A 22,062-nucleotide genomic window follows, 5' to 3' on the forward strand; every position below is an offset into this window, starting at 1 on the left:
TTCACCATAAATGGCTGGTTCTATTGACGTTTTGTTAAGGCTGCGAGACCGGACCAGCCTGCGCGAGCCGCAAGGTCAGCTGAAGGTGCCGTTGCGGTCGCTGAAGAGATCGAGCGGTCCGGGGGCGCGGACCTCGGGCGTTTGGCTCAATGCCGGGCTTGCATCCGCAGCCGGCGCAGCATTTGCAATCGACGTCAGCGATGAATTCTTGCCCCATAATTCGCGAACCGTCGGTGAGATCGGCTGCGTGCGTTCGCCGCTAGCCTGAAACAGCGATCGGAAAATCGGATCGCTCGACGGCGCGGTGGAGGCGGAGGCCACCGTGACCGGCGTCACCGCGCGGACATCCGGAAAGCTCGAGAGATAGGCGGCGTTGTCGATCGCGGGCGCGGCTGGCGCGGCGCTGGCGAGTGCGAAATTGGGCGCAATGTCGCCGCCGACCGAGGCCATCGCGGTGCGCGTGGCCGGGGAATTGGCGGCGCCGGCGTAGCGCGCCGACAGCACCGAATAGACTTCGGACACCGTGCGCGCCTGCCCGGAGTGATCGTAGAAGATCGAGCGGTTGGCCGTGGCGGCGTTGGGAAACAGCTGCGCCGCCGAGGCTTGCGGATTGTCCTCGGCGTTCGAGATCAGCTTGGCCGCGCCGCCGACCCCCATGAAGTGCGCCATATAGAGTTCGCCGTCGGTCGGGCGCCGGCCGAGCTTGCCGGTGAGCTTGAAACTGTTGGACTGGGTCAGCACGCCGGCCATCGAGGAGGCGGCGGCCGGATCATCGCGCAGCTTCAGAATCGCATTTCGCGCGGCGGGATCGCTGACCGAATAGCCGCCGGAGCCGGTCTTGCTGATGGCGTCGGCATATTGGCCGTAGCCGAGCTGGGTGCCGGCTTCCTTCACAGTGCCAAGCCAGGTCTGGTCGATGAACTGGAACAGCCCGCGCGCCGACGACGTCGACGCTCCCGCGGTCGGATTGAAATTGGATTCCATCTTGGCGGTGGCGAGCAGATATTCGAAGCTGGTGCCAGTGGTGCTGGCGGCCTGCTTGATCGCGCCGGCTATCCGCGCGCGCGACGGATCGACACCTGCCGTTGCCGTGGCGTTTGAAGTGTCAACCGACATGTCTGGTCCTCGCTCCCCGCGAAATGACCCACCCTGGCCTGTTCGAGAGCTCCCACTGACGCCCAAGCCGACGTCACACTGCGGCAATTATGGTTAATGGCGGGTTAATCAGTTCCCAGCCTCCGGTCGTGATCCGGGATGCGCCGTCAGGCGCAGATCTCAGATGCGCAATTGCGCATCGGGGAATCTGGAGATTGTCGGCGCGAGATTCCGGGTTCGCCTTCGGCGCCCCGGAATGACAGGGACTATTTCCGATAAACCGTCTTCGGATCGAACAGCCTGTCCGCATCCACGAACGACAATCGCGCCCCATTCTCGCCGGCCTCGACCTTGCGGTAGAAGCACGAATGGCGGCCGGTGTGACAGGCGGCGCCGTTCTGCTCGACCCGGATCCAGACCGCATCCTGATCGCAATCCAGCCGCATCTCGACCACGCGCTGCGTCTGACCTGAAGTCTCGCCTTTCCGCCATAACGCGTTGCGGGAGCGGCTGAAGTACCAAGCCTCGCCGCTCGCGATGGTCTTGCGCAGGGCCTCCTCGTTCATATGGGCGACCATCAACACGTCACCCGTCGCCGCATCGGTCGCCACGCAGGTGACGAGTCCGGACGCGTCGAATTTGGGCCTGAACGTGAGCCCTTCCTCGATGTTATTGATGTCAGTCGATGTCGACACGGTCAGTTCTCGCGAATTCCATAGCGTTTTCGAGCGAGGTGGACGCCGGTTCGCGTGAAGAAAACGCGCCAAACCAAAATATACGCGAGGTTACCGCGACGTGCCTCGCACCATGGACAGGAAACGCGCCTGCTCCGCGGGATTGTCGCGGAACATGCCGGTAAAGCGGCTGGTGAAGGTCGAGGCGCCGTGCTTGGCGACGCCGCGCACCGACATGCAGGTATGCTCCGCCTCGATCATCACGGCAACGCCGCGGGGTTTTAGGACCTCGTCGATCGCGGCGGCAATCTGGGCGGTCAGATGCTCCTGGGTCTGCAGCCGGCGGGCAAAGATGTCGGTCAGCCGCGCCAACTTCGACAGCCCCACCACCCGCTCCACCGGCGTATAGGCGATATGCGCCTTGCCGTAGAACGGCATCATGTGGTGTTCGCATTGCGAGGTGAACTCGATGTCGCGGATCAGCACAAAATCGTCATAGCCGGCGGTCTCGCCGAAGGTGCGGTTGAGCACCTCGGCCGGACACTGATGATAGCCCTGATAGAGTTCGTCAAAGGCCTCGACCACGCGGCGGGGCGTATCGAGCAGACCCTCACGCTGGGGGTTCTCGCCGATGTAGCTGAGTAACGTGTGCACCGCCGCTTCCGCCTCGGAGCGCGACGGACGCGGCTGATCGGCGCGGACGGCGGCCGCCAGAAATTCGGAAGGATCGAGTTCCGCCGGACGCATGTCCGCGAGCTTCGCCTCCGCAGTTTTGCTGTCGGAAGGCTTCGTTTCGGAAGGCTTCAGTTCGGAAGGCTTGCCTGGGCGGATGGATTTGATCAATGCGTCCATGTCAACTCCGTTCGACCGATCCAGAATGGACCGGAGTGTCACCGGCAGACGGGGCGGTTTGCCGCCGGACGCCTGAGTCTCACAATAACATCATCGCGCCGGATCGGTTTCGATTCGGCCGATGGCCGGACTGTATTTCCGGCATCGGCTCCCATATATAGGACCGTCGCCCCCAGCCGCCAAGGGCGAACGTACCAGACAGCCCGAGACGTCAAGCCTATGCTGAACGACATTTACAACAAGCGGATCATCGAATTAGCCGGGAATATCCCCCGGCTGGGGCGGCTCGCCGCGCCGGATGCCAGCGCCACGGCGCATTCCAAGCTATGCGGCTCGACCGTCAAGGTCGACCTCAAGATGGACGGCATAGTGGTCACCGACTTTGCCCATGACGTGAAGGCCTGCGCGCTCGGCCAGGCCTCTTCCTCGATCATGGCGAGCCATGTGGTCGGCTCGACCGCGAGCGAACTGCGCGAATTACGCGAGACCGTGCGCAGAATGCTGAAGGAAAACGGCCAGCCGCCGCAAGGCAAATGGGCCGATATCGCCCTGCTCGAGCCGGTCCGCGATTACAAGGCCCGCCACGCCTCGACCCTCCTGACCTTCGATGCCGTGGTCGACGCCATCGGCCAGATCGAGGCCAAGGCAAAACAGCCGGCATCGGCGTAAGGGGTCAATACGCGGTCGCCATGCCCGCGAATGCGGGCATCTGGTACGTCGGGAAATCTCGATCAACCGCTGAAGCCGCGTCGTACTGGATCATCCGCTTTCGCGGATGATGACATCGTTTTTTGGGTCTATTGTCGCTACTTCGCCGGCGTCGCCACGATCCCGCCGGTCGGCGCGGCGGCTTCCGCCGTCCTGGTGGATTTCACGGCCTGCGGATTGATCGCGGCGTCTCCGGCATTGCCGACAAACCGATCCTGCACCGGCTTGGGCGCAAGCTCGGCCACTGGCACAATGGCGACGTCCAGCTTCGGCAGCACCTCGGCGACCGCATCGGTGGTCACGAGATTGGTCAGCCGCAGTTCTTCGTGCGACAATTCGTGCAGATCTTCCCACGGCGGCACGTTCAGCGACAGCGACAAAAGATCGCCCGCGCCGCCCATGTCGAAGGTGTACTTGGCAAGCCGCCCGATGTCGCGCTCGACGATCATCATGTCCTGCGCGGTGTAGCTGGCGGCCTTGGCGTCGTCGGCGCGGTCGCCCATCCAGATTTGATGGACCCGCACGTGCGCTGCCTCAGGCACGTAGCGCGTCTTGCCCGACAGCAGCAGGTAAACGCACATCGACTCGCAATAGGCCTCGGGATCGATGCTGGCCCGGCCGCCCTTCGCGGTGCGGGTCTGCACGTTGATGCCGACGGTGGTCAAGAGACCCAGACTGCGCCAGCGCCGTCCGAGCGTGATGGAATCGTTGACCGAACCGCCGCTGGAATCCAGCACGATCGTCGCGCCGCCGAGATCGCGTCCTTGCGCGAATTCATCGAAATCCCTGGGGCTGTCGGCGGTCACGATGCCGACCGCGCTGATCCAGCCGCCGCAATTCGGCTCGCAGGCGACCCAGCTGAAGCGCATCGGCATTTTGCGCTCTTCGAGGGTGGCGCCGGCATTCGCCGGACCGCCGGGCGCAGCCAGGCCGGGCAATGCAATGCAGAAGGCCATAGCGCCAAGCAGCGCCAAGCCGCGAAGATTGAGCGACCTCACGAGACCCAATTCGGTTCCTTCCCCACTGGCCCCAAAACGAACGGTGGCAACGGTCCCAGTCCAACGCCAATTGATTCTGTCATGCGGGCGTTATCAAAAGGGTAGCCGTCGCAAACTTCATCGTCCATAGAACCTTTGCTGCACCGCCACCCAAATCATTGATATTTCTCAAACTGTGGCACAATTACTTGCGACGACGAGTTCCATGCCCGGGAACTGCGCAGATCCCGCTTATGCTTGCAGCAAGCCGCCCATGAAGCATTCATCGTCACAACATTGTGTGGACTGCGCCAACGCGGCCGCCCGCCTGCCGCGCAATGCCGGGCGCGCCTTGATCTGGATTTACCGGCATACGCTCTCGCCGTTGGTCGGTTACAACTGCCGGCACCTGCCGACCTGTTCGCTCTATGGCGACGAGGCGATCGAACGGTTCGGATTGTGGGGCGGCGGATGGATGACGCTGGCTCGCCTGTTGCGCTGCCAACCCTGGGGCACCTCGGGAATCGACAATGTGCCGGCGACAACCCCACCGGGCGCGCGGTGGTATCTGCCGTGGCGATACGGACGCTGGCGCGGCGTCAACGCGCCGCCGGGTTGATCCAGGTCCGCCGAGCCGCGCTGCTTCGATCCTTCCCCGACAGCCGCGGCGGCGGAGCCCCTCTTCGCTGCAGTGCTTCCAAGCGAAAGGTGCATTGCTGCCGTGACGGGAACCGCGGCGCCGCAGTGACATTGATTTGGTAGCTTCGACTCGAGGCCCAATCAATGCGCTGGAAAATCAGCCCGTGGAAATTGAGCAATGGCGATCACCACGATCCCCGCCACCTTGATTTGATCGCGGCGCTTGCGCTCGTCATCGTGATCGTCGCGGTCTGCAGATTTGTGAGCGGCGGACACGAGCCGCCAAGCAAGGCAGCCTTCATCGTGCCGAGCCAAAGCGTTCGCTGGTGAGGTCGCAGGGGGCGTAAGATACTTTAGCGCGAAAACCAGAAGAAGGGTTGCGACTGGCCGATCGGAGCCGGCGGACGCGGCGCGCGCGAACGTCGCGGTTTGAATGACCCCGGTTCGACCGATGGGGCCGCCGACGAGGTGTCGACGCCGCCCTCATCATCGGAAGCCGTCCTGACCGCCAGCAGCAAGTTCGACTCATGCGAGCGCCAGCGATAGCCGATGCCGAAATCCATCGGCTGGGCCCGGCGGAACAGCTCGGCATATTGCGCCTGGTACATTCCGGGGAATTTGTCGATCGGACCGGCATAGCGACCGAACGGGAAGAACCGCCAACTCCTCGGATTGTAGTTGGCGAGCGGGATGCCGGAATCATCCTGGATAATGGTGGCGCTATGGGCGAGCAGGAAATTGCGGACGGTGGAGAAATTGCCGGAATGCAGCAGATAGGACGCGCTCTTGATCAGGCTGTTGCCGGGCCCAAGCGCCTCGCAAAACTTCAGGAATCCCCTGGCCTTGACGCCGGGATTGGAGAGATCGGTCGAGAAGTAATACAGCGTCTTCGGCTGGCCATCATGGCCTGAGAACACGATCCGCACCCCGCGGGTCGCGTTCTTGCCCGGATTTTCGCCTGCGGCATACGCCGCGCCCTTGTCGTCGAGCGCGACCGGACCGACCTCGCGGATGGTCTTGCCCGAACGCGCCAGGAATACGTAGAGGATCGGCAACGTGCCGCCGAGCTCTCCGGCGCGCAGATCGACCTTCATCTGCTTGGTAATGAAAAAGCTGAAGCTCAGGATCGAGCCCATCGAACGCTCGACATCGTAAATCGCGGCTCCCACCCCTCCCTGCGGCAATTTCGTCAGATCGGGCACTGAACCCGGCGGCTCCAGCGCGCTCAGCACGTAGGTTGTGGCCTTCGAATAAAACGCATCGGCGTAGAGGAAATCCGGCCCCGAAAACATGTAGAACATCGCAGGCTTCGGCGCGGCCAGATTGGCGGTTGCCCAGGCCCGGATCTTCGAAAGCTGGCGCTGCTCGAGTTCGGCGAACGCCGCATCGAAGAACTTCGCATGCCGCTGCCAGGAAGGGTCCCTGGTCAACGGCAGCAGCGGTGAATTGGCCGAGGGCATCATCCCCGCAAGGAACAGCGCCGTATCGTTGGCGGTGACGGCATCGGCCGCGCGCGAAGGCAGCGCGGCCACCAGGCACAGGGTTGCTGCAGCGAGCACAATTTTCGTGAACTGACGCATATCTATTCGCGGCCTGGAGCTGAAGTTGCAGATTCGTCGCGCTTGCGGAAAACGGCATAAATCAACAGGCCGGAAATCATGATCAAGCTACCGAGCGCCGACTGCAACGGCCGTTCCATTAGAAGATAGTACATCATGAAGGCGGTCACGAGCAGGAAAACCAAAGAGGTGATCGGGTATCCCCAGGCGCGATAAGGCCGCGGCGTGTCGGGCTGGGTGATGCGCAACTTGATCACGCCGAGCACGGTGAAGAACGAGCAGAACAACAGCGCGAACTGAATGAAATCGAGCACCGCCTCGAAACTGCGGGTGAACAGCATCAGGCTCGCCACCGCGAGCTGGAAAAGGATGGCGTAGGCCGGCGCGCCCTGGCTCGATTTGCGGGCGAAGACCCGCAACGCCGGGATGTCCTCCCCCATCGTCATCATCACGCGCGGGCCGATCCACATCATCGCGCTGATCGAGGAGATCAGCCCGATGCAGATCATGGCGCCGACGATGCGGCCGCCGATGTCGCCGAAGATGAAGCTGCCGGCGATGCGGGCGACGTCGAGCTGCCCGGACAACCTGTCGATCGGCGTGGTGTGCAGGAACACCGCGTTCAGCGCGACATAGAGCACCAGCACGATCAGCGTTCCTGCAAGGAGCGCGCGCGGCAGGTTCTGCTGCGGCGCCTGCATCTCGCCGATGATGTAGGTCGCCGCGTTCCATCCCGAGAAGGAATACATCACGAACACGAGCCCGATCGCGAACGGCGCGCTGGCGATGTGGGCGAAGTCGCCAGCCTGCGGCGCGAACGAGACCGGCTGCGGCGTGCCGACGACAAATCCGGCGATCAGGAACGCTGTGATCAGCACCACTTTCAAAATGGTCGAGATCAATTGAAACGTGCTGGAGTGCCGGACCCCGGACAGCTGCACGATCGACACCAGCCAGACCACGCCAACGGCGAGCGCAAGCGGCGGCGCTCCCGGCAGCACCGATTTGCCGTATTCCCCGAACGCCATCGCGGCCAGCGCCACGGGGGCCGCAAAGCCGACGGTTGCCGACACCCAGCCCGCCAGAAATCCGAACGCCGGATGAAAGGCGCGGCTGAGAAAATTGTATTCGCCGCTTGAGCGCGGAAACATCGCGCCGAGTTCGCTGTAGGAAAACACGCCGCACAAGGCGACGATACCGCCGACGGTCCACAGCAGCAGGATCGCAAAGCCGGATGGGATGTCCTTGACCTGAAAGCCGAGGCTGGTGAAGACGCCGACGCCGACCATGTCGGCGACGACGATGGCGGCCGCCACGATCACCGAAACGGTGGAACCGCCTCCGGGAAGCTGGGCGGGCCATGCCACTGTTCCCGTCTCTGATGCCGCCATGCCAGTCCACACTTGGGGCGTCGCGCCCGCTTGCTTCATCGTGCAGGCTCACCCGTATCAATTCAAGCAGGCTTAACAGTGATTTAGATCACGGCCCAGGTTCGGTATTTTCATACCGAACCTGGCTGCGGCATTGCGAAAGCAGGACGGCGGTCCCACAATCAGGACACGATTTTGTGTTCTTTGCCGGTTTCCGGATGGGGAGTTTTCCGGATGCTTAACGTCACCTCAACGTTAGCGAGCTGACATACGCCGGTCGCCGGTGGACATTGGGGCAGAGGGTGGATGGTCGGGGCGGAATTCCAGACATCTGATGGCGCAGGCCGGGTGCCGACACCGGGCGCGTCGCGCTGTGCGCGGCTGATAGTCCCTGCCCGCCGCGCCGGTTCGGATCGATGGCGCTGGATCGCCAGTCTGGCGGCGCTTGTGCCGCTGTCCTTGGTGCTCGCCCAGTGCGGCAAGGCGCCCGGCGCCGGCCAGCTCGCGGCCAATTCGCAGGCCGCGAGCGCTGACAATTTCGACGACCGCTTCCCACCACCTCAATTCAAGGATCGCTTCCCGAGCGCGGACGAGAGTTTTCAACCACTCAAACCCGCCGAGGCGCCGGCCAAACGAACGGCGCAAACCCAGCCCGCGCCCTATCGGGTTGCGTCGCTGGAGCCGACGGGACCTTACCAGCGCCCGCCGCGGGAAGATCTGACCACGCTGGTTGGCCTGAAATCCTCGGCCTTCCCCTATCTTGGCAACAATCCGCGTACTGACGCCCCGTTCCTGGACGTTGCCAAGGACGGACGCCGCGGCCACCGCAGCTATGGCGGCAGGGTTTACTGGCAGGACACGACCTACAACGACAACCGCGTTCTGATGCATGTCCCGGAGAATTTCGATATCCGCAAACCCGGGGTGATCGTCGTGTTCTTCCATGGCAACGGCGCTACGCTGGAACGCGACGTGCGCGACCGGCAGCTGGTGCCGCAACAGATTACGGATTCCGGTGTCAACGCCGTGCTGCTCGCACCGCAGCTTGCGGTCGATGCCGCCGATTCCAGCGCCGGCAAGTTCTGGCAGCCCGGTGGACTCAAACGCTTCATCGATGAATCGGCCGGTCATCTCGCCAGCCTCTATGGCGACCCGCGCTCCGCCAGGGAGTTCGCGAACCTGCCGGTCATCCTGGTCGGCTACAGCGGCGGCTTCGTGCCGACCGCCTGGAGCCTCGAAGTGGGCGGGCTCGGCAATCGCATCCGCGGCGTGTTCCTGCTCGATGCCGTCTATGGCGAATTGGACAAGTTTGCCTCCTGGATCGAGAATAACCGGTCGGGCTTCTTCGTCAGCGCCTATACGCACTACACCCAGCGGCACGACCAGGAGCTGATGCAGATGCTGCGGCAAAGGGGCATCGCCATCTCGGACGAGATGGATGGTCCGCTGCGGCCCGGCAGCGTGGTCTTCGTCAAGACACAGGATGGCGTGACGCATCGCGACTACGTCACGCATGCGTGGACGGAAAACCCGGTCAAGGAAGTGCTGCTCAAGATGGCGGCAACGCCGGCGCTGACGCGGGTTGTGGCCGGCGCTGCATCGTCCACGAGCCGCTGACCGCGCTCGGGACGGTCGCTTCATTATGGCCTGTTCGACTGATCAAGCCGCCTCTCGCCGGCGCGCCCTGCCCCCTTAGAATTTGGGAATTTTATCGGCAAACCCGTTGAAGCAGGTCAACCGGTCGTCCTCTTCCTTGCTGAAGCGGCAATCCGCGACGCCCTTCGCGGCCGGCGCCTTCGGATTTGGCTTGGGCGGGAAAATCGCATCGTAGCAATCGAGCCGGCCTTTAGTGCCATCGTCGATGTCTTGACAGGCCAGCAAACGCTTGGCGATCGACAGGTGCTCTCCCTTCGGCGCCGGGGTCCCTTTCGGCGTCGAACCGCGCGGCTGCACCTGGACCAGCGGCTTTCCCCCGACGGTCGGCGGTGGGCTGGAGTCGGCCGGTGCCGTGGCCTGAGCCAGGGCCGCGCCCGAGTAAAGGACCACGACGAGTGCGAGTATCGTTCTCATATCACTTCTCATTCCCCTTGCGACTGCGCCCGCCGATTTAGGGCAAAGCAAACTTCGAGTCGAGCCGCGTGGCGCCTCGGAGCGCGAAATTCCGGGGTAAAAGGCCATGCGCCGAAGCTGGCTTCCCGGCGCCGTGGGAGGTCTTGCTCTATGCGGGAGATCCCGCTTGTCGCCGTCGTCCGGTCGCGACCACCATCAGCAGCGCCAGCGCGACAAAACCCATCGACACATAGCCTTCGGCATAAAGCAGATCGCGCGCGAACAGCGTGCCGCCGATCGCCGAGCCGACGGCCTGCCCGATATACAGCACCGAGGTATTGAGCGACACCGACGCTGGCGCGAGCGCCGGCGCCGCGATCACCAGCCGGACCTGCTGCATCGAGTTGGTCGAGGCAAAACCAAGTCCCCAGATCGCGACCGATGCGGCCATCAACGGATAGCTGCCGGCGCTGAACGCCCATCCGGTGACTCCGGTCAGCAGTAGGCTCGTGAACAGAAGCGAGGTCTTGTAGGGCCCCCAGGAATCGACGATGCGCGTCGCGATCGCAATACCGACGAAGCCGCAGACGCCGTAGCACGCGAATACCAGGCCGACCGCGTCCGGACCGGCATGCGTCAGTTTGGTCAGCAGCGGCGCCATGAAGGTGAACACCACGAACTGGCCGGACATCTGCAATGTCGTGATCGACAGCAACAGAAGGACCATGCGGTTCCGCGAAAGCTCGGCCCAGGTCTTGAGATCAACGGGCGAACCGATCAATCCGCGCGGCAGCCGCCACGCCAGCAACAGGAAACTGCAGCAGCCGGTCAAGCCGATGCTGCCATAGACCGCGCGCCAGCCGTAGCGGCTGGCGATGAAGGTGATCAAGGGCAGACCGACCGCGGCGGCAAGCGACCAGCCGAGAAAGATATAGGCGATGGTGCTGCCGCGCCGTTCCGACGGCACAATCAGCGCGGCGGTACCCGCGGCCTGCGGCGTATAGAGCGCGCCGATCGCCAGCATGACCAGGCGAATGACCAGCAGGCTGGTGTAGTCCGCTGCAAACGCGGACGCTGCGTTGCTCAGCGCCAGCACCGCCAGCGTCGCGGTGAGCAGCGTGCGGCGCTCGATCCGGCTGGTCAGCCACGCCGTCACCGGCGAGCCGATGCACAGCATGATCGCGCCGAAGGTAATCAGGAGGCCGGCGTCGCGGATCGTAACGCCTAGTCCACTCGACAATTCGCTCAGCATGCCCGCCGGCGCCAGCACCGAACAGCCGGTGACGATGTTTCCGAGCATCAGGGCGGTGGGAGCGAAGCGGCGATGAACCGGGCCGTCGGTGGGCGGATTTTTCATGCAAATGCATGTATCGCAGATTCCCGCTGCAGGAAAGCGCTCGAGCCTGATTATTTCGCCCGGTCGTGTCGGACCGCGATGTCACGGCCCATTCAACGCCGCCGCAACATCATGGAAATACCGGGATCAGCAAAACGAGAACGGTTCCGGCACGGCAACGCTAGACAATGGATGGCGGCGCCGCAACCTCTGATGGCGCACGCGCCGCCTCCGCCCAAAGGCGCGTTTCCGCGCGCTCGAAACCGGTGCTTTTGCCAGTTGCGGCGGCCGAATCGCCTGCTATACCGCTGCATCCCGCTTACCTGCGCTCGTTCGCAGGAGTGAGCCACAGGAGACCGCCATGACCGACAAGAACGCGCCCACGTCAGGATTCCAGTACAGCCTCACGAATCTGAAGCCCGTCGAATCCTCAAAGATCACCCTCACTTTCCCCGATGGCGCCAGGCGCGAATTCCCCAAGCACACCACCGGCCTCGATATCGCCAAGGGCATCTCGCCGTCGCTGGCCAAGCGCACGGTGGCGATGGCACTCGACGGCACTGTGGTCGATCTCGCCGACCCGATCGAACATGACGCGAGAATCGATTTCATCGCCCGCGACGACGCCCGCGCGCTGGAACTGATCCGGCACGACGCCGCCCATGTACTGGCCGAAGCGGTGCAATCGCTGTGGCCGGGCACGCAGGTCACGATCGGTCCGGTGATCGAGAACGGCTTCTATTACGACTTCTTCCGCAACGAGCCGTTCACGCCGGAAGATTTTTCGGCGATCGAAAAGAAGATGCGCGAGATCGTCGCGCGCGACAAACCCTTCACCAAGGAAGTGTGGGATCGCGAGAAGACAAAACAGGTGTTCCGCGACAAGGGTGAGAATTTCAAGGTCGAACTGGTCGACGCCATCCCAGGCACCGAACCAATCAAGATCTATTTCCAGGGCGACTGGTTCGACCTGTGCCGCGGCCCGCACATGACCTCGACCGGCAAGATCGGCAACGCCTTCAAACTGATGAAGGTGGCCGGTGCCTACTGGCGCGGCGACAGCAACAATCCGATGCTGACGCGCATCTACGGTACGGCATTCGCGAAACAGGAAGACCTCGATGCGTACCTGAAACAGATCGAGGAAGCCGAGAAGCGCGACCACCGCAAGCTCGGCCGCGAGCTCGATTTGTTTCACTTCCAGGAGGAAGGTCCCGGCGTGGTGTTCTGGCACGCCAAGGGCTGGACCATCTTCCAGGCGCTGGTCGCCTATATGCGCCGCCGCCTGATCGGCGATTACAGCGAAGTCAACGCGCCGCAAATCCTCGACAAGGTGCTGTGGGAGACCTCCGGCCATTGGGACTGGTATCGCGAGAACATGTTCGCCGCCCAGTCGGCCGGCGACGAGGCCGAGGACAAGCGCTGGTTTGCGCTCAAGCCGATGAACTGTCCGGGTCATGTGCAGATATTCAAGCACGGCCTGAAGAGCTATCGCGACCTGCCATTGCGGCTGGCCGAGTTCGGCGTGGTGCATCGCTACGAACCGTCGGGCGCGATGCACGGCCTGATGCGGGTGCGCGGTTTCACGCAAGACGACGCGCATGTGTTTTGCACGGAGCAGCAGCTCGCCGAGGAATGCCTGAAGATCAATGACCTGATTCTCTCGACCTATGCGGATTTCGGCTTCGAGGGCGAACTCACGGTCAAGCTCTCGACCCGGCCGGAGAAACGCGTCGGCACCGACGAGATGTGGGATCATGCCGAACGCGTGATGGCGACCGTGCTCGAAGAGATCAAGGCCAGGAGCGACAATCAAAGCATCCGGACCGAGATCAATCCCGGCGAAGGCGCGTTCTACGGGCCGAAGTTCGAATATGTGCTGCGCGACGCCATCGGCCGCGATTGGCAATGCGGCACCACGCAGGTCGACTTCAACCTGCCGGAACGGTTCGGCGCGTTCTACATCGATGCCGACGGATCGAAGAAGGCGCCGGTGATGGTGCATCGTGCGATCTGCGGCTCGATGGAGCGTTTCATCGGCATCCTGATCGAGCACTATGCCGGCAACTTCCCGCTCTGGCTGGCGCCGATCCAGGCCGTCGTCACCACCATCACCTCGGAAGGCGACGAATACGCCAAGGTGGTCGCGGCCGCGGCGCGGCGCGCGGGCCTGCGCGTCGAGATCGACCTGCGCAACGAGAAGATCAACTACAAGGTCCGCGAGCATTCGCTGGCGAAGATCCCGGCACTGCTGGTGGTCGGCAAGAAGGAAGCCGAGACGCATTCGGTTTCGATTCGCCGGCTCGGCAGCGAGGGGCAAAATGTGCTGCCGACCGGCGAGGCCATCGCAGCGCTCGTTGAAGAAGCGACTCCGCCGGACGTGAAGCGGGCGAAACTGGAAACCTGATGGCCCAAGGACCGACTACCAACGAGCAGGAACTGCCGGCCTACCCGATCCGCGCCTACCAGTTGATCCCGGACCCCAACCAGCCGGCCGTGGTGGCGCTGGCGATCGAAACCGATCAGGGCCACAGCCTGTTTCTGGCGAGCCGGGAGATCCTGGAAGATCTCGGCAAGGATCTGCTGGCGCGGGCGGCGAAGATGCCGTTGAAGGTTCGGCCAAAATAGTCTCGCTCGCCGAGGCACTTCGAACGCCTCACGTAGCACTGCACGTCCGGCCGTGCGTTCCAGAGCGAGCGGGCTAGGCACCATGGCGCCGCCCCGTGCGGTAATTAGATAATGCGGTTAAAAGCTGTTGCCCGCCGGATACAGCCACAACCCTCCAAATTCCCTAGCATAAACCGAGGCATGCCATACCGCATACCGGGGACATATGTAACAGGGCTGCGTAAAGCGTGGTGGGCGTATCGGCGGGCTGATTTCAAGAAAAGCAATTGGGTAGCGACCTCCCGCCACCGTCCGGCACCGGATGGAGGTTAAGATGATTTTGTTTAACGGTGTTGCGACCACGGTTCGCGCGGTTGGTGACCTCGTGTTTCGGGGACTGCGATGCAAGCTAGCGGCCTTTCAGCCAAGCGGCAGTTCCTCCGAATTCCCCGCTCCGATCAGGAAAAGGCGCACGAGCCTCTCGATCTGCGGCCTGGCCATCGCCATCGCCGCCGGATCATTGCTCTTCCGGCCCGCCCATGCGCAATTCGTCTGCAGCGATGTAGCCTCAGGTACCGGACAGGGAGCTACCGCTGGACCCGGAAATCTGGCCTGCGGACAGGCGGCAAACGCTACCGGCACGGGGGCATCCAACAACGCCGCGGTAGGTGACATCAGCGTCGCAACCGGCAGCAACTCCGCGAACTCAGCCTTTGGGACGGCGGCAACGGCCTCGGGAGACAACAGCGTCAACACTTCCCTGGGAAGTCTCGCCAACGCGAACGGCGGCGGACCAAACCACGGGGCGCTTGTGGTCACCAACTCCAATACGGCGGTCGGCTTTGCAGCGAACGCATCGAGCAGTACGTCCAGTTCCGCGACCGGCAGCGCCAATATCGCGGTGGGCTGGTTATCCAACGCAAGCGGTGACGGGAGCCAGAACATCGCCATTGGCAACGGCGCCTCCGCAAGCGGGAATGGCCAGGCGAGCATTGCCCTTGGCTTTTCCGCCGCGGCAAGCGGCAGCAATGCCACCTCGGTCGGCCAATCAACCTTTGCCTTCGGTACCCAGGCCTCGGCCTTCGGCAGCGGCGCCAGCGCCTTCGGCGATTATGGCACCGCCATCGGCGCCCACACCAGCGCAGCGAGCGACAATTCCATCGCGATTGGCGGCAATTCGGCCACGGGGACGGGCGGCGGCGCCCTCGTCGCCAGCCTCGCCGCCAACGGAATCGCAATCGGCAATCAGTCGCGTGTGAATATCGGCAGCGCCAACAGCACGGCGGTTGGCTTCAACAACAGTGTCACCGGCACGAACAGCGGCGCGTTCGGCACCGGGCAGACCGTGAACGGCAACGGCAGCTACGCGATGGGCGATCCCAACACCGTCAACGGCAACAACTCCTTCGTGCTCGGCGACGGCAACACCGTGAACGGGCCCGCCACCGCCGGTAATGGCGACAACATCCAGGTGGTCGGATCGAACAATACGGTGGCCGGTACAGCGAGCGCCGCGGGCGCCTCGGTGCTCGGCAACAACAACACCGTGAACGCTGCCAATGCCGTTGCCGTTGGCAATGGCATCACGGTGACAGGAGCAAGCTCCGTGGCGATCGGCCTGGGCAGCAGCGCCACCGCGCTGAATTCGGTCGCGCTGGGCGCTGGCTCCGTGGCGAACGTCCCCAACACGGTATCGGTCGGCGCGGTCGGCAGCGAACGGCGGATCGTCAACGTCGCCGCCGGCACGCTGTCCCCGACCAGCACCGACGCCGTCAATGGCAGCCAGTTGCTCACCGCCAACCAGCGCGTCGCTGCTGCCTTCGGTGGCGGTGCCGGCCTCGACCTCAACGGGCAATTGACAGCGCCGGGCTACACGATCCAGAGCGTCGTCTACAACAATGTCGGCGGCGCGGTCGGCGCGGTCGATACGGCGCTAAGCGCGTTATCGGCAACCGGTAAATATGTGCGCGTCAACAGTGGCGGTCCGGCAGCGAGTGCCTCGGGCACCGACGCCATCGCGATCGGCAGCAACGCGCAGGCGACGCAATCCGGGTCGGTCGCCATCGGCCTCAACGCGTCGTCAACCGCCGCAAGTTCTGTCGCGATCGGCTCCGGTTCGACCAATACCGCGGCTAACACGGTGTCGTTCGGCTCCGCGGGCAACGAACGGCGGCTGACCAACGTCGCCGCGGGCATCAACCAAACCGATGCGGTGAATGTTGGACAACTGCAATCGACCGTCTCCGGTTTGCAAAACCAGATCACCTCCAACCAGCAGGAGGCGCGTCGCGGCATCGTCGCCGCCGTCGCCGTGGCGCCGGTGCTGATGCCGTCCGCGGCGGGCAAGACCACGGTTGCCTTCAACACCGGCTACTACCGCGGCGAGGCCGGCGTCGGCGTCGGCGTTTCGCACCGGTTGAATTTTGCCACGCCGACCGTGGTCTACGGCAGCTATTCCAATGGCGGCGGCAACGAACATATCGGACGGGCGGGTATGGCGGTCGAATTCTGACCGAGCTAGAAGCTTGACATGCTTCGATCGAATGACGCCGTGACGGCCTTCTCCTCCATCGCTTCGCGCCGCGCCGTGCTCGCGGCACTAGTCGCCGTGACGTGGTCCGCGGCGGCCAGCGCGCAGCAACAGCCGGCGCAACCCGTTCAGCAACAATTCCAGCCCTCGGCCGAATGGGGAAAGTTGCCGAAGATGGTGCTGGAGCGCCAGTTCGCGGGCCCGCTGCAGGATACCGTGATCCAGCGCTTGCGCGATCCCGTCGACGGAACCATCTGCTATCTCTATCTGCCGATCTCGGCGCCGCATTCGCCGCCGACCGCGACGGGGTTCGTCCAATACGGCCCCAACATCATCGGCAGCATCAATTGTGTGCCGGGTCCACCAAGCGCCACCGCACCAGTCCCGCGCAAGCCGTAACCCGCTCACAATCGATCTAAAAGGCGAGGGTTCGGCCTCGTGGACCGCCGCCTTGCATGCTATGCGAGAGCGAAATCATTCCCGACCAGAGAGACCGCCGTGCCCGATGCCATTGACCTCCTGAAAACGCGCCGCTCCGTCAAACCGCGCGAGATGAGCGAACCCGGCCCCTCGCCGGCTGAACTGGAGACCATCCTGACCATCGGCGCGCGGGTGCCCGATCACGGCAAGCTGGCCCCATGGCGTTTTATCGTTTTCGAAGGTGATGCGCGTATCCGTGCGGGCGAACTGATCGCAACAGTGTTCGCGCGGAAAAATCCGAACGCGACGCCTGCCGATATCGATGTCGAGAAGCACCGGCTCACTGACGCGCCGCTGGTAATCGGCGTGGTCAGTTTCACCAGGCCGCATCCCAAGGTGCCGCCGTGGGAGCAGGAATTATCCGCGGGCGCCAGCGCGATGAACATCGTCACCGCGGCGACCGCGCTGGGCTACGGCGCGTGCTGGCTGACCGGCTGGTTCGCCTTCGATCGCGACGCGCTCGACGCTCTCGGATTGAAGCCGGTCGAAAAGCTCGCCGGCCTCGTTCACATCGGCACCATATCGAAGCCGAGCGAAGACCGCCCTCGCCCGGCGCTCGCCAATATCGTGACGCGGTTCTAACTTTCGCGCCATTCGCGGTCTCGACGAAAGCCGGACGGCGCACGCTAGCCGATCCCGCAGCGCTTCACTGCCGTTAAGGGGCTTGCTGAAGCGCTCAGGCGAGCCAATTCTCCACCTTCAGCCCGCGGATGCGTTTGTACTCGCTGGTATTGGCCGTCACAATCGTGGCACCGGTCGCGTACGCATGGGCGGCAATTAGCAAATCGTTGCTGCCGATAGGTTTGCCGGCGGCTTCGAGTTCGGCCCGGATTCCGCCGTATTCTGCGTCGGCCGGAACATCAAACGGCAAAATGTTGATCTCTCCGAGCAGGTCTTCGATGGCTCCAAGCAATCGGCTCGAGCCGCTTTTCGCGCAACCATACCGCAGCTCGGCCGCTACGATGATGCTCGTGCAGATGTTGTCCTCGCCGACCCGCTCGATCCACTTTGCAGCTTTTCCTTTCGGATTTCGGATCAGGTCGGAGATAATGTTGGTGTCGAGCATATAAAGAGTCAAAGCACCTTCTCCGGAGAAGGAACGGGATCGTCGATTTCGGGAAATTCCTCTTGCAGAGGCTTCATCGTCCTGAGAAGTGCGGAGAGTCCACGCTTGCGCACTGGCTCGATGACGAGGCGATCGCCGTCGCGATGCATAATCGCCTCGCTACCCGGCAGTTCAAACTCGACGGGAATACGGACCGCCTGGTTGCGGCCGTTGCGGAATAATCTGACATGCCGCTGTTCGGACATTTGGCAACTCCCTCTTGGCATATGCCATTGACATATGCCAAAATAAGCATTTCCGCAAGGGCTTCCGGGTCCGGCCCCGCTAGCTCTCCGCCCTTCGACTACGGGTCCCGCACGGTCATTGTTGGCTTCACGCCGCCTGCGACGCGCGCGCGCCGAATTTGGCCAGCAGCCGTTCGATCTCGTCGGCGGGCCGGGCCGGGCTGAACAGGAAGCCCTGCACCTCGTTGCAGCCTTCGGCGCGCAGCCAGTCGAGCTGGTCCATGGTTTCGACGCCCTCGGCCGTCGTGGTGATGTTGAGACTGCGGCCAAGGCCGGAGATCGCCCGCACGATCGCGACGCAATCGGAGCGCTGCGCCAGGTCCTTGACGAAGGAGCGATCGATCTTGATCTTGTCGAACGGAAAGCTGCGGAGATAGCTCAGGCTGGAATAGCCGGTGCCGAAATCGTCCATCGAAATGCTGACGCCGAGTTCGCGCAACTGATGCAGGATCGCAAGATTGGCCTCGGTCTCCGCCAGAAAGAGCGATTCGGTGATTTCGAGCTCGAGCCGCGTCGGCGACAATCCGGAGCGCGCCAGCGCCGAGACCACGACCTGAACCAGATTGCGGCTGCGAAACTGCACCGGCGACAGGTTGACGGCGACCTTGATATCGGCAGGCCATTTCGCGGCCTCCGCGCAGGCTTCACGCAACACCCATTCACCGAGCGAAACGATCAGTCCGATGTCCTCGGCGACCGGGATGAAGTCCGCCGGCGAGATCATTCCCTTGTCGGGATGCCGCCAGCGCAGCAGGGATTCGAAGCCCGAGATCCGGTCGGCGGCGATGTCCACCAGCGGCTGATAATGCACCTCGAATTCGCCATTGGCGAAAGCGCGGCGCAGATCGAGCTCCATGTCGCGGCGCTTTTGCGCCTGGCGGTCCATCTCGCGCTCGAAGAAGCGGTGGACGCCGCCGCCGTCCGACTTCGCCCGGTACAGCGCCATGTCGGCGTTGCGCATCAGTTCCTCGGTGGTTTCGCCGTCGCCGGGCGAAAGCGCGATCCCGATGCTGGCGCCGATCACGACCTCGATGTCGTCGATCTCGTAACAGGCGCTCAAGGTCTTGATCAGGCGGGACGCGAAGTCGCTGGCCTCGTTCGGCGAGACGTCGGAGGCCAGGATGACCGCGAACTCGTCGCCGCCAAGGCGCGCGACCAGGTTGTTGCCGCGAACCTGCGACCGCAGCCGATCGGCCACCAGCCTCAACAGGCGGTCGCCCATCGGATGACCGAAGGAATCGTTGACGTTCTTGAACAGATCCAGATCGACGCAGAGCACGGCCACGCGCTTGTGCTCGCTTTCGCCTCTCTCCAGCGCCTCGCGAAGCCGATCCTGATAGAGTTCGCGGTTCGGCAGGTTGGTCAGGCCGTCATGATGCGCCATATAGGCGATCCGTGCCTCGGCCTTGCGCCGTTCGGTGATGTCGACGATAGCGACCAGATAGCCGTCGTGGCCCTCGAAATTGACGCGCCGTCCGAATGTCAGGACCTGGATTTCACTGCCGTCGGCCTTCAGATGCCCCCAGTTGCGTCCCGAATGATAGGTCTCGCCAGCCTGCTGCAGCGCCTCTGAATGGCTGATCCATTCATCCTCCGGCCAGATCTGGCGAAGCTTCATGCCCAGAAAGGTCTCCCGGCTGTAGCCATAGTGCTGCACCGCTGCGTCATTGACGCTAAGGAAGCCGGTGGTTTCGGCGTCGAACACCCACATCGGCATCGGATTGTTGTCGAACAATAGACGGAACGAGGCTTCGCGGCGCTTGAGCGCCGTCACATCCGAAATCGTCAGCGAGAGTATGTCGCCGAAGGCGGTCACGCCGAGTTTCAGGTTGCGTTGATCGGTGTCGATCTCGAATTGATCGCGGTTGCCGCTGTTGATGACGCCGAGCAATCGCGCAACCACCTCCGGCGAGCAAAGCAGGTTGCCGCCGGCCGAGAGCCGGCGCCACTGCAACTCGGTAGCCGGCAGTTTCAACAGCCTTGAAGCGCCCTGATTGAGGTGAACGATCTGGAAATCGAACGGTTGGCGGTCGGAATCGCGTATCGCCGCAAGCGACAACACGCCCTCGTCGGTGGTGGAGAAAATCGCGTCCAGCAAATTGTACTGCGTCGCCCGCTCGTTGACATAGGTTCCGATCAGCGTGCTGCCCCACCGCGACGAGGTCGGCAGCGCCAGGATGTCATAGGTCTGGACCAGGCCGTCGCGCACGCAATGCGCCACCGCTAGATGGGGACGGCCGTTGCGCATCGCGTTGATAGCGGCCTCGCTGAGCGCGGTGGCGCAATCGGGCGACAGCGCGCTCAGGGGAATGTCCCAGCGCTCGTCGCCCAGCCATTTCTGGATGTAGCGGCCGCTGCGCGATATTTCGAGAGTGTCGTTATCGTGCCTGAGCAGGGCGATGTGATCTGCCAGCCGGCCGAGGCTGCCCAACATCACATCCTCGTAGCGCGGCAGCTTTTCGCCGGGCCGAAGTGCCGCCTGCCACTTACGCTGCAGGACGGGAACGTCATCGAACATTTCGGTGTTGAATTTCCCGGATAGCTTCTTGGCGGCAATCATGCTTTCCCCGCAGCGCAAACGTTCAGCCCGACTGCATCCAATGCGAGGCGCCGCTTAATTCGTTGTAAAGATTGGGGATCGGTACCGGCAAACCGGCGATTATGACAGTTTAAAGTCGCCCGATGGTTAGTGTGCGTTAGCGACTGTGACAGTCGTCTAATGTTTTAAACTAATGCGCGACGACTTCGACCTCGCCGTCGACGCCGTTGACGACGTTGAAGGGACGCTCGTACACCTTGCCCTCGTTCTTGGCGATGGCGCGATACTCGCCCTCGGCCAGGATGACGCGGGGGAATGCGCCGATCGATTCCTTGATGACGTCACCGCCCGGCGTGATCACCGACCAGGCCGTGTTCGCCAGCGCCTCGCCGCCCCTGTCGCTGACCAGCTTGAGCGTGATGACGGCGGCGCGATGGGTGATGGTCACGTCGGTCAGCTTGCTCGCCTGAACCCGAATATCCGAGCGCACCACCGAATTGGCGTCGCCGTAGTTGGAAATGATGTAGTAGGTCCCTTCCGGCAGCAGCACGACGTCGCCGGCGGACACGTTCGGCACCAGCGAGGCGCGTTCGCCGACTTCAAACTGGCTGCCCTTGTAGATCGCGAACGAGATCTGGTTCTGCGGGATCTTGCTGGTGCCGACGCGGCCTTCGATGCGCAGGCCCCCCGCCGGCAGCAGGAAGGATTCGCGGTCGGTCTCGGCCTTCAGCGTCACCGAGCGAACCGCGCTGACCAGTCCGAACGCGACATGAACCACATAGCCGCCCGGCGGCAGCACGATATTGGGCGTCGCCCCCCGATCCTCTCGGACCAGCTTGAAGGTGCCGGTCTCGTCCGGCTTGTCGGCAAACACCCGCCACACCAGTCCATTGCCGATGACGGGCAGGTCCTTGCCGTAGCGCGCGGTCAGCGACAGCACCGCCTGGCCGGGTACCGTCGCGCCCTGCGGCGCGAGCACGGGCGGCACGGCGGCGATGGAAGGTTGCGTTAAAGAGGGTTGGGTCAACGCCGGGGGAAGGCTCGGAACCGAGGCCGGACCGGAAGGCGGCGCCAGATTCATCGCCGGCCCCGAAGGCTCCGGCACCGCGGCCGGTGGCACCGGTGGCGGGCGATCGCTGAACATCTGGGCGTCAGCCGGGCCGGCGATGGCCGAAATCAGGGCGCCCGCCAGCGCAAACGCCGGCAACAGGCGTCGCCTCCGCCCGAGTTGACAGATATCACCCCCTGAAATCATGACGCATGCTTTTCACTGAAAACGCGGCAAATTCAAGCCTGC

21 protein-coding genes are annotated in these 22,062 nt (G+C 63.4%); 9 read left to right on the forward strand and 12 right to left on the reverse strand.

The window, feature by feature from the left end; translation table 11 throughout:
• Positions 1-75 precede the first annotated feature (75 nt).
• The 3 genes from B5525_RS38130 to folE all read right to left on the reverse strand — a co-directional run bounded on the left by B5525_RS38130 (position 76) and on the right by folE (position 2,621).
• Positions 76-1,116, reverse strand: a complete 1,041-nt coding sequence (locus B5525_RS38130) for a transglycosylase SLT domain-containing protein (RefSeq protein ID WP_079571227.1) — start codon at positions 1,114-1,116, stop codon at positions 76-78.
• Positions 1,117-1,361: 245 nt separating this feature from the next.
• Positions 1,362-1,796, reverse strand: coding sequence for a phosphoribosyl-AMP cyclohydrolase (gene hisI / locus B5525_RS38135; RefSeq protein ID WP_079574340.1), 435 nt, complete (start codon positions 1,794-1,796; stop codon positions 1,362-1,364).
• An 84-nt stretch (positions 1,797-1,880) separates the two neighbouring features.
• Complete coding sequence (folE, locus tag B5525_RS38140) at positions 1,881-2,621, reverse strand: GTP cyclohydrolase I FolE (RefSeq protein WP_079571229.1); 741 nt, start codon at positions 2,619-2,621, stop codon at positions 1,881-1,883.
• A 219-nt stretch (positions 2,622-2,840) separates the two neighbouring features.
• Between folE and B5525_RS38145 the strand changes: the two genes are divergently transcribed.
• Positions 2,841-3,290: an iron-sulfur cluster assembly scaffold protein gene (locus B5525_RS38145; RefSeq protein WP_079571230.1), complete on the forward strand. Its 450-nt coding sequence runs from the start codon at positions 2,841-2,843 to the stop codon at positions 3,288-3,290.
• A 137-nt stretch (positions 3,291-3,427) separates the two neighbouring features.
• On the opposite strand, the gene B5525_RS38150 is transcribed toward B5525_RS38145, so the two are convergent.
• Entirely contained in the window at positions 3,428-4,336 is a 909-nt protein-coding gene (locus B5525_RS38150; RefSeq protein ID WP_079571232.1) for a hypothetical protein, read from the reverse strand.
• 244 nt (positions 4,337-4,580) lie between these two features.
• On the opposite strand from B5525_RS38150, the gene yidD reads away from it, so the two are divergent.
• Both yidD and B5525_RS38160 read left to right on the forward strand, forming a co-directional pair.
• A complete protein-coding gene (yidD, locus tag B5525_RS38155; protein WP_079571233.1) occupies positions 4,581-4,925 on the forward strand; it encodes a membrane protein insertion efficiency factor YidD in 345 nt (114 codons plus the stop codon).
• A 164-nt stretch (positions 4,926-5,089) separates the two neighbouring features.
• Complete coding sequence (locus tag B5525_RS38160; RefSeq protein WP_079571235.1) at positions 5,090-5,275, forward strand: hypothetical protein; 186 nt, start codon at positions 5,090-5,092, stop codon at positions 5,273-5,275.
• 23 nt (positions 5,276-5,298) lie between these two features.
• Here B5525_RS38160 and B5525_RS38165 read toward each other — a convergent pair whose 3' ends face one another.
• The gene (locus tag B5525_RS38165; protein WP_079571237.1) at positions 5,299-6,525 is read right to left on the reverse strand and encodes a hypothetical protein; all 1,227 of its coding nucleotides are present in this window, start codon (positions 6,523-6,525) and stop codon (positions 5,299-5,301) included.
• A gap of 2 nt (positions 6,526-6,527) precedes the next feature.
• Positions 6,528-7,895 (reverse strand): APC family permease, encoded by a 1,368-nt coding sequence (locus B5525_RS38170; protein WP_079574342.1) that lies wholly within the window; start codon positions 7,893-7,895, stop codon positions 6,528-6,530.
• 285 nt (positions 7,896-8,180) lie between these two features.
• Here B5525_RS38170 and B5525_RS38175 point away from each other — a divergent pair, with 285 nt between their 5' ends.
• Positions 8,181-9,491, forward strand: a complete 1,311-nt coding sequence (locus tag B5525_RS38175) for an alpha/beta hydrolase (protein ID WP_244567723.1) — start codon at positions 8,181-8,183, stop codon at positions 9,489-9,491.
• A 75-nt stretch (positions 9,492-9,566) separates the two neighbouring features.
• Here the strand turns inward: B5525_RS38175 and B5525_RS38180 are convergent, their stop codons facing one another.
• Both B5525_RS38180 and B5525_RS38185 read right to left on the reverse strand, forming a co-directional pair.
• Complete coding sequence (locus B5525_RS38180; protein WP_079571238.1) at positions 9,567-9,944, reverse strand: hypothetical protein; 378 nt, start codon at positions 9,942-9,944, stop codon at positions 9,567-9,569.
• 148 nt (positions 9,945-10,092) lie between these two features.
• Positions 10,093-11,280, reverse strand: a complete 1,188-nt coding sequence (locus B5525_RS38185) for an MFS transporter (RefSeq protein ID WP_079571240.1) — start codon at positions 11,278-11,280, stop codon at positions 10,093-10,095.
• A gap of 340 nt (positions 11,281-11,620) precedes the next feature.
• On the opposite strand from B5525_RS38185, the gene thrS reads away from it, so the two are divergent.
• The 5 genes from thrS to B5525_RS38210 all read left to right on the forward strand — a co-directional run bounded on the left by thrS (position 11,621) and on the right by B5525_RS38210 (position 17,458).
• On the forward strand, positions 11,621-13,666 hold the full coding sequence (thrS, locus tag B5525_RS38190; protein WP_079571241.1) for a threonine--tRNA ligase: 2,046 nt from the start codon (positions 11,621-11,623) through the stop codon (positions 13,664-13,666).
• A complete protein-coding gene (locus B5525_RS38195; protein ID WP_079571243.1) occupies positions 13,666-13,887 on the forward strand; it encodes a hypothetical protein in 222 nt (73 codons plus the stop codon). The genes thrS and B5525_RS38195 overlap by 1 nt, the downstream gene beginning before the upstream one ends.
• A 313-nt stretch (positions 13,888-14,200) precedes the next feature.
• Entirely contained in the window at positions 14,201-16,378 is a 2,178-nt protein-coding gene (locus B5525_RS38200) for a YadA family autotransporter adhesin (RefSeq protein WP_154073700.1), read from the forward strand.
• Positions 16,379-16,396: 18 nt separating this feature from the next.
• The gene (locus B5525_RS38205; RefSeq protein ID WP_079571246.1) at positions 16,397-16,795 is read left to right on the forward strand and encodes a hypothetical protein; all 399 of its coding nucleotides are present in this window, start codon (positions 16,397-16,399) and stop codon (positions 16,793-16,795) included.
• Positions 16,796-16,894: 99 nt separating this feature from the next.
• On the forward strand, positions 16,895-17,458 hold the full coding sequence (locus B5525_RS38210) for a nitroreductase family protein (protein ID WP_079571248.1): 564 nt from the start codon (positions 16,895-16,897) through the stop codon (positions 17,456-17,458).
• A 94-nt stretch (positions 17,459-17,552) separates the two neighbouring features.
• On the opposite strand, the gene B5525_RS38215 is transcribed toward B5525_RS38210, so the two are convergent.
• The 4 genes from B5525_RS38215 to B5525_RS38230 form a co-directional block, all read right to left on the reverse strand.
• Positions 17,553-17,942 carry a type II toxin-antitoxin system VapC family toxin gene (locus B5525_RS38215; RefSeq protein WP_079571249.1) on the reverse strand — a complete coding sequence of 130 codons (390 nt, stop codon included), beginning with the start codon at positions 17,940-17,942 and terminating at the stop codon, positions 17,553-17,555.
• An 8-nt stretch (positions 17,943-17,950) separates the two neighbouring features.
• Complete coding sequence (locus B5525_RS38220) at positions 17,951-18,187, reverse strand: antitoxin (protein ID WP_079571250.1); 237 nt, start codon at positions 18,185-18,187, stop codon at positions 17,951-17,953.
• Between the two features lie 127 nt (positions 18,188-18,314).
• Positions 18,315-20,786, reverse strand: a complete 2,472-nt coding sequence (locus tag B5525_RS38225) for an EAL domain-containing protein (protein ID WP_079571252.1) — start codon at positions 20,784-20,786, stop codon at positions 18,315-18,317.
• Positions 20,787-20,955: 169 nt separating this feature from the next.
• Positions 20,956-22,020, reverse strand: coding sequence for a hypothetical protein (locus B5525_RS38230; protein WP_079571253.1), 1,065 nt, complete (start codon positions 22,018-22,020; stop codon positions 20,956-20,958).
• Positions 22,021-22,062 lie beyond the last annotated feature (42 nt).

Origin of the sequence: Bradyrhizobium erythrophlei, from assembly GCF_900129505.1 — a bacterium.
Classification (GTDB): domain Bacteria; phylum Pseudomonadota; class Alphaproteobacteria; order Rhizobiales; family Xanthobacteraceae; genus Bradyrhizobium; species Bradyrhizobium erythrophlei_D.

Coding starts and splice junctions, on each gene's coding strand:
- B5525_RS38205 (WP_079571246.1), top strand. CDS start 16,397: ATGCTTCGATCGAATGACGCCGTGACGGCCTTCTCCTCCATCGCTTCG.
- B5525_RS38170 (WP_079574342.1), bottom strand. CDS start 7,895: ATGGCGGCATCAGAGACGGGAACAGTGGCATGGCCCGCCCAGCTTCCC.
- B5525_RS38185 (WP_079571240.1), bottom strand. CDS start 11,280: ATGAAAAATCCGCCCACCGACGGCCCGGTTCATCGCCGCTTCGCTCCC.
- B5525_RS38130 (WP_079571227.1), bottom strand. CDS start 1,116: ATGTCGGTTGACACTTCAAACGCCACGGCAACGGCAGGTGTCGATCCG.
- B5525_RS38225 (WP_079571252.1), bottom strand. CDS start 20,786: ATGATTGCCGCCAAGAAGCTATCCGGGAAATTCAACACCGAAATGTTC.
- B5525_RS38195 (WP_079571243.1), top strand. CDS start 13,666: ATGGCCCAAGGACCGACTACCAACGAGCAGGAACTGCCGGCCTACCCG.
- B5525_RS38160 (WP_079571235.1), top strand. CDS start 5,090: ATGCGCTGGAAAATCAGCCCGTGGAAATTGAGCAATGGCGATCACCAC.
- B5525_RS38200 (WP_154073700.1), top strand. CDS start 14,201: ATGATTTTGTTTAACGGTGTTGCGACCACGGTTCGCGCGGTTGGTGAC.
- B5525_RS38145 (WP_079571230.1), top strand. CDS start 2,841: ATGCTGAACGACATTTACAACAAGCGGATCATCGAATTAGCCGGGAAT.
- B5525_RS38220 (WP_079571250.1), bottom strand. CDS start 18,187: ATGTCCGAACAGCGGCATGTCAGATTATTCCGCAACGGCCGCAACCAG.
- yidD (WP_079571233.1), top strand. CDS start 4,581: ATGAAGCATTCATCGTCACAACATTGTGTGGACTGCGCCAACGCGGCC.
- B5525_RS38230 (WP_079571253.1), bottom strand. CDS start 22,020: ATGATTTCAGGGGGTGATATCTGTCAACTCGGGCGGAGGCGACGCCTG.
- B5525_RS38215 (WP_079571249.1), bottom strand. CDS start 17,942: ATGCTCGACACCAACATTATCTCCGACCTGATCCGAAATCCGAAAGGA.
- folE (WP_079571229.1), bottom strand. CDS start 2,621: ATGGACGCATTGATCAAATCCATCCGCCCAGGCAAGCCTTCCGAACTG.
- thrS (WP_079571241.1), top strand. CDS start 11,621: ATGACCGACAAGAACGCGCCCACGTCAGGATTCCAGTACAGCCTCACG.
- B5525_RS38165 (WP_079571237.1), bottom strand. CDS start 6,525: ATGCGTCAGTTCACGAAAATTGTGCTCGCTGCAGCAACCCTGTGCCTG.
- B5525_RS38180 (WP_079571238.1), bottom strand. CDS start 9,944: ATGAGAACGATACTCGCACTCGTCGTGGTCCTTTACTCGGGCGCGGCC.
- B5525_RS38175 (WP_244567723.1), top strand. CDS start 8,181: ATGGTCGGGGCGGAATTCCAGACATCTGATGGCGCAGGCCGGGTGCCG.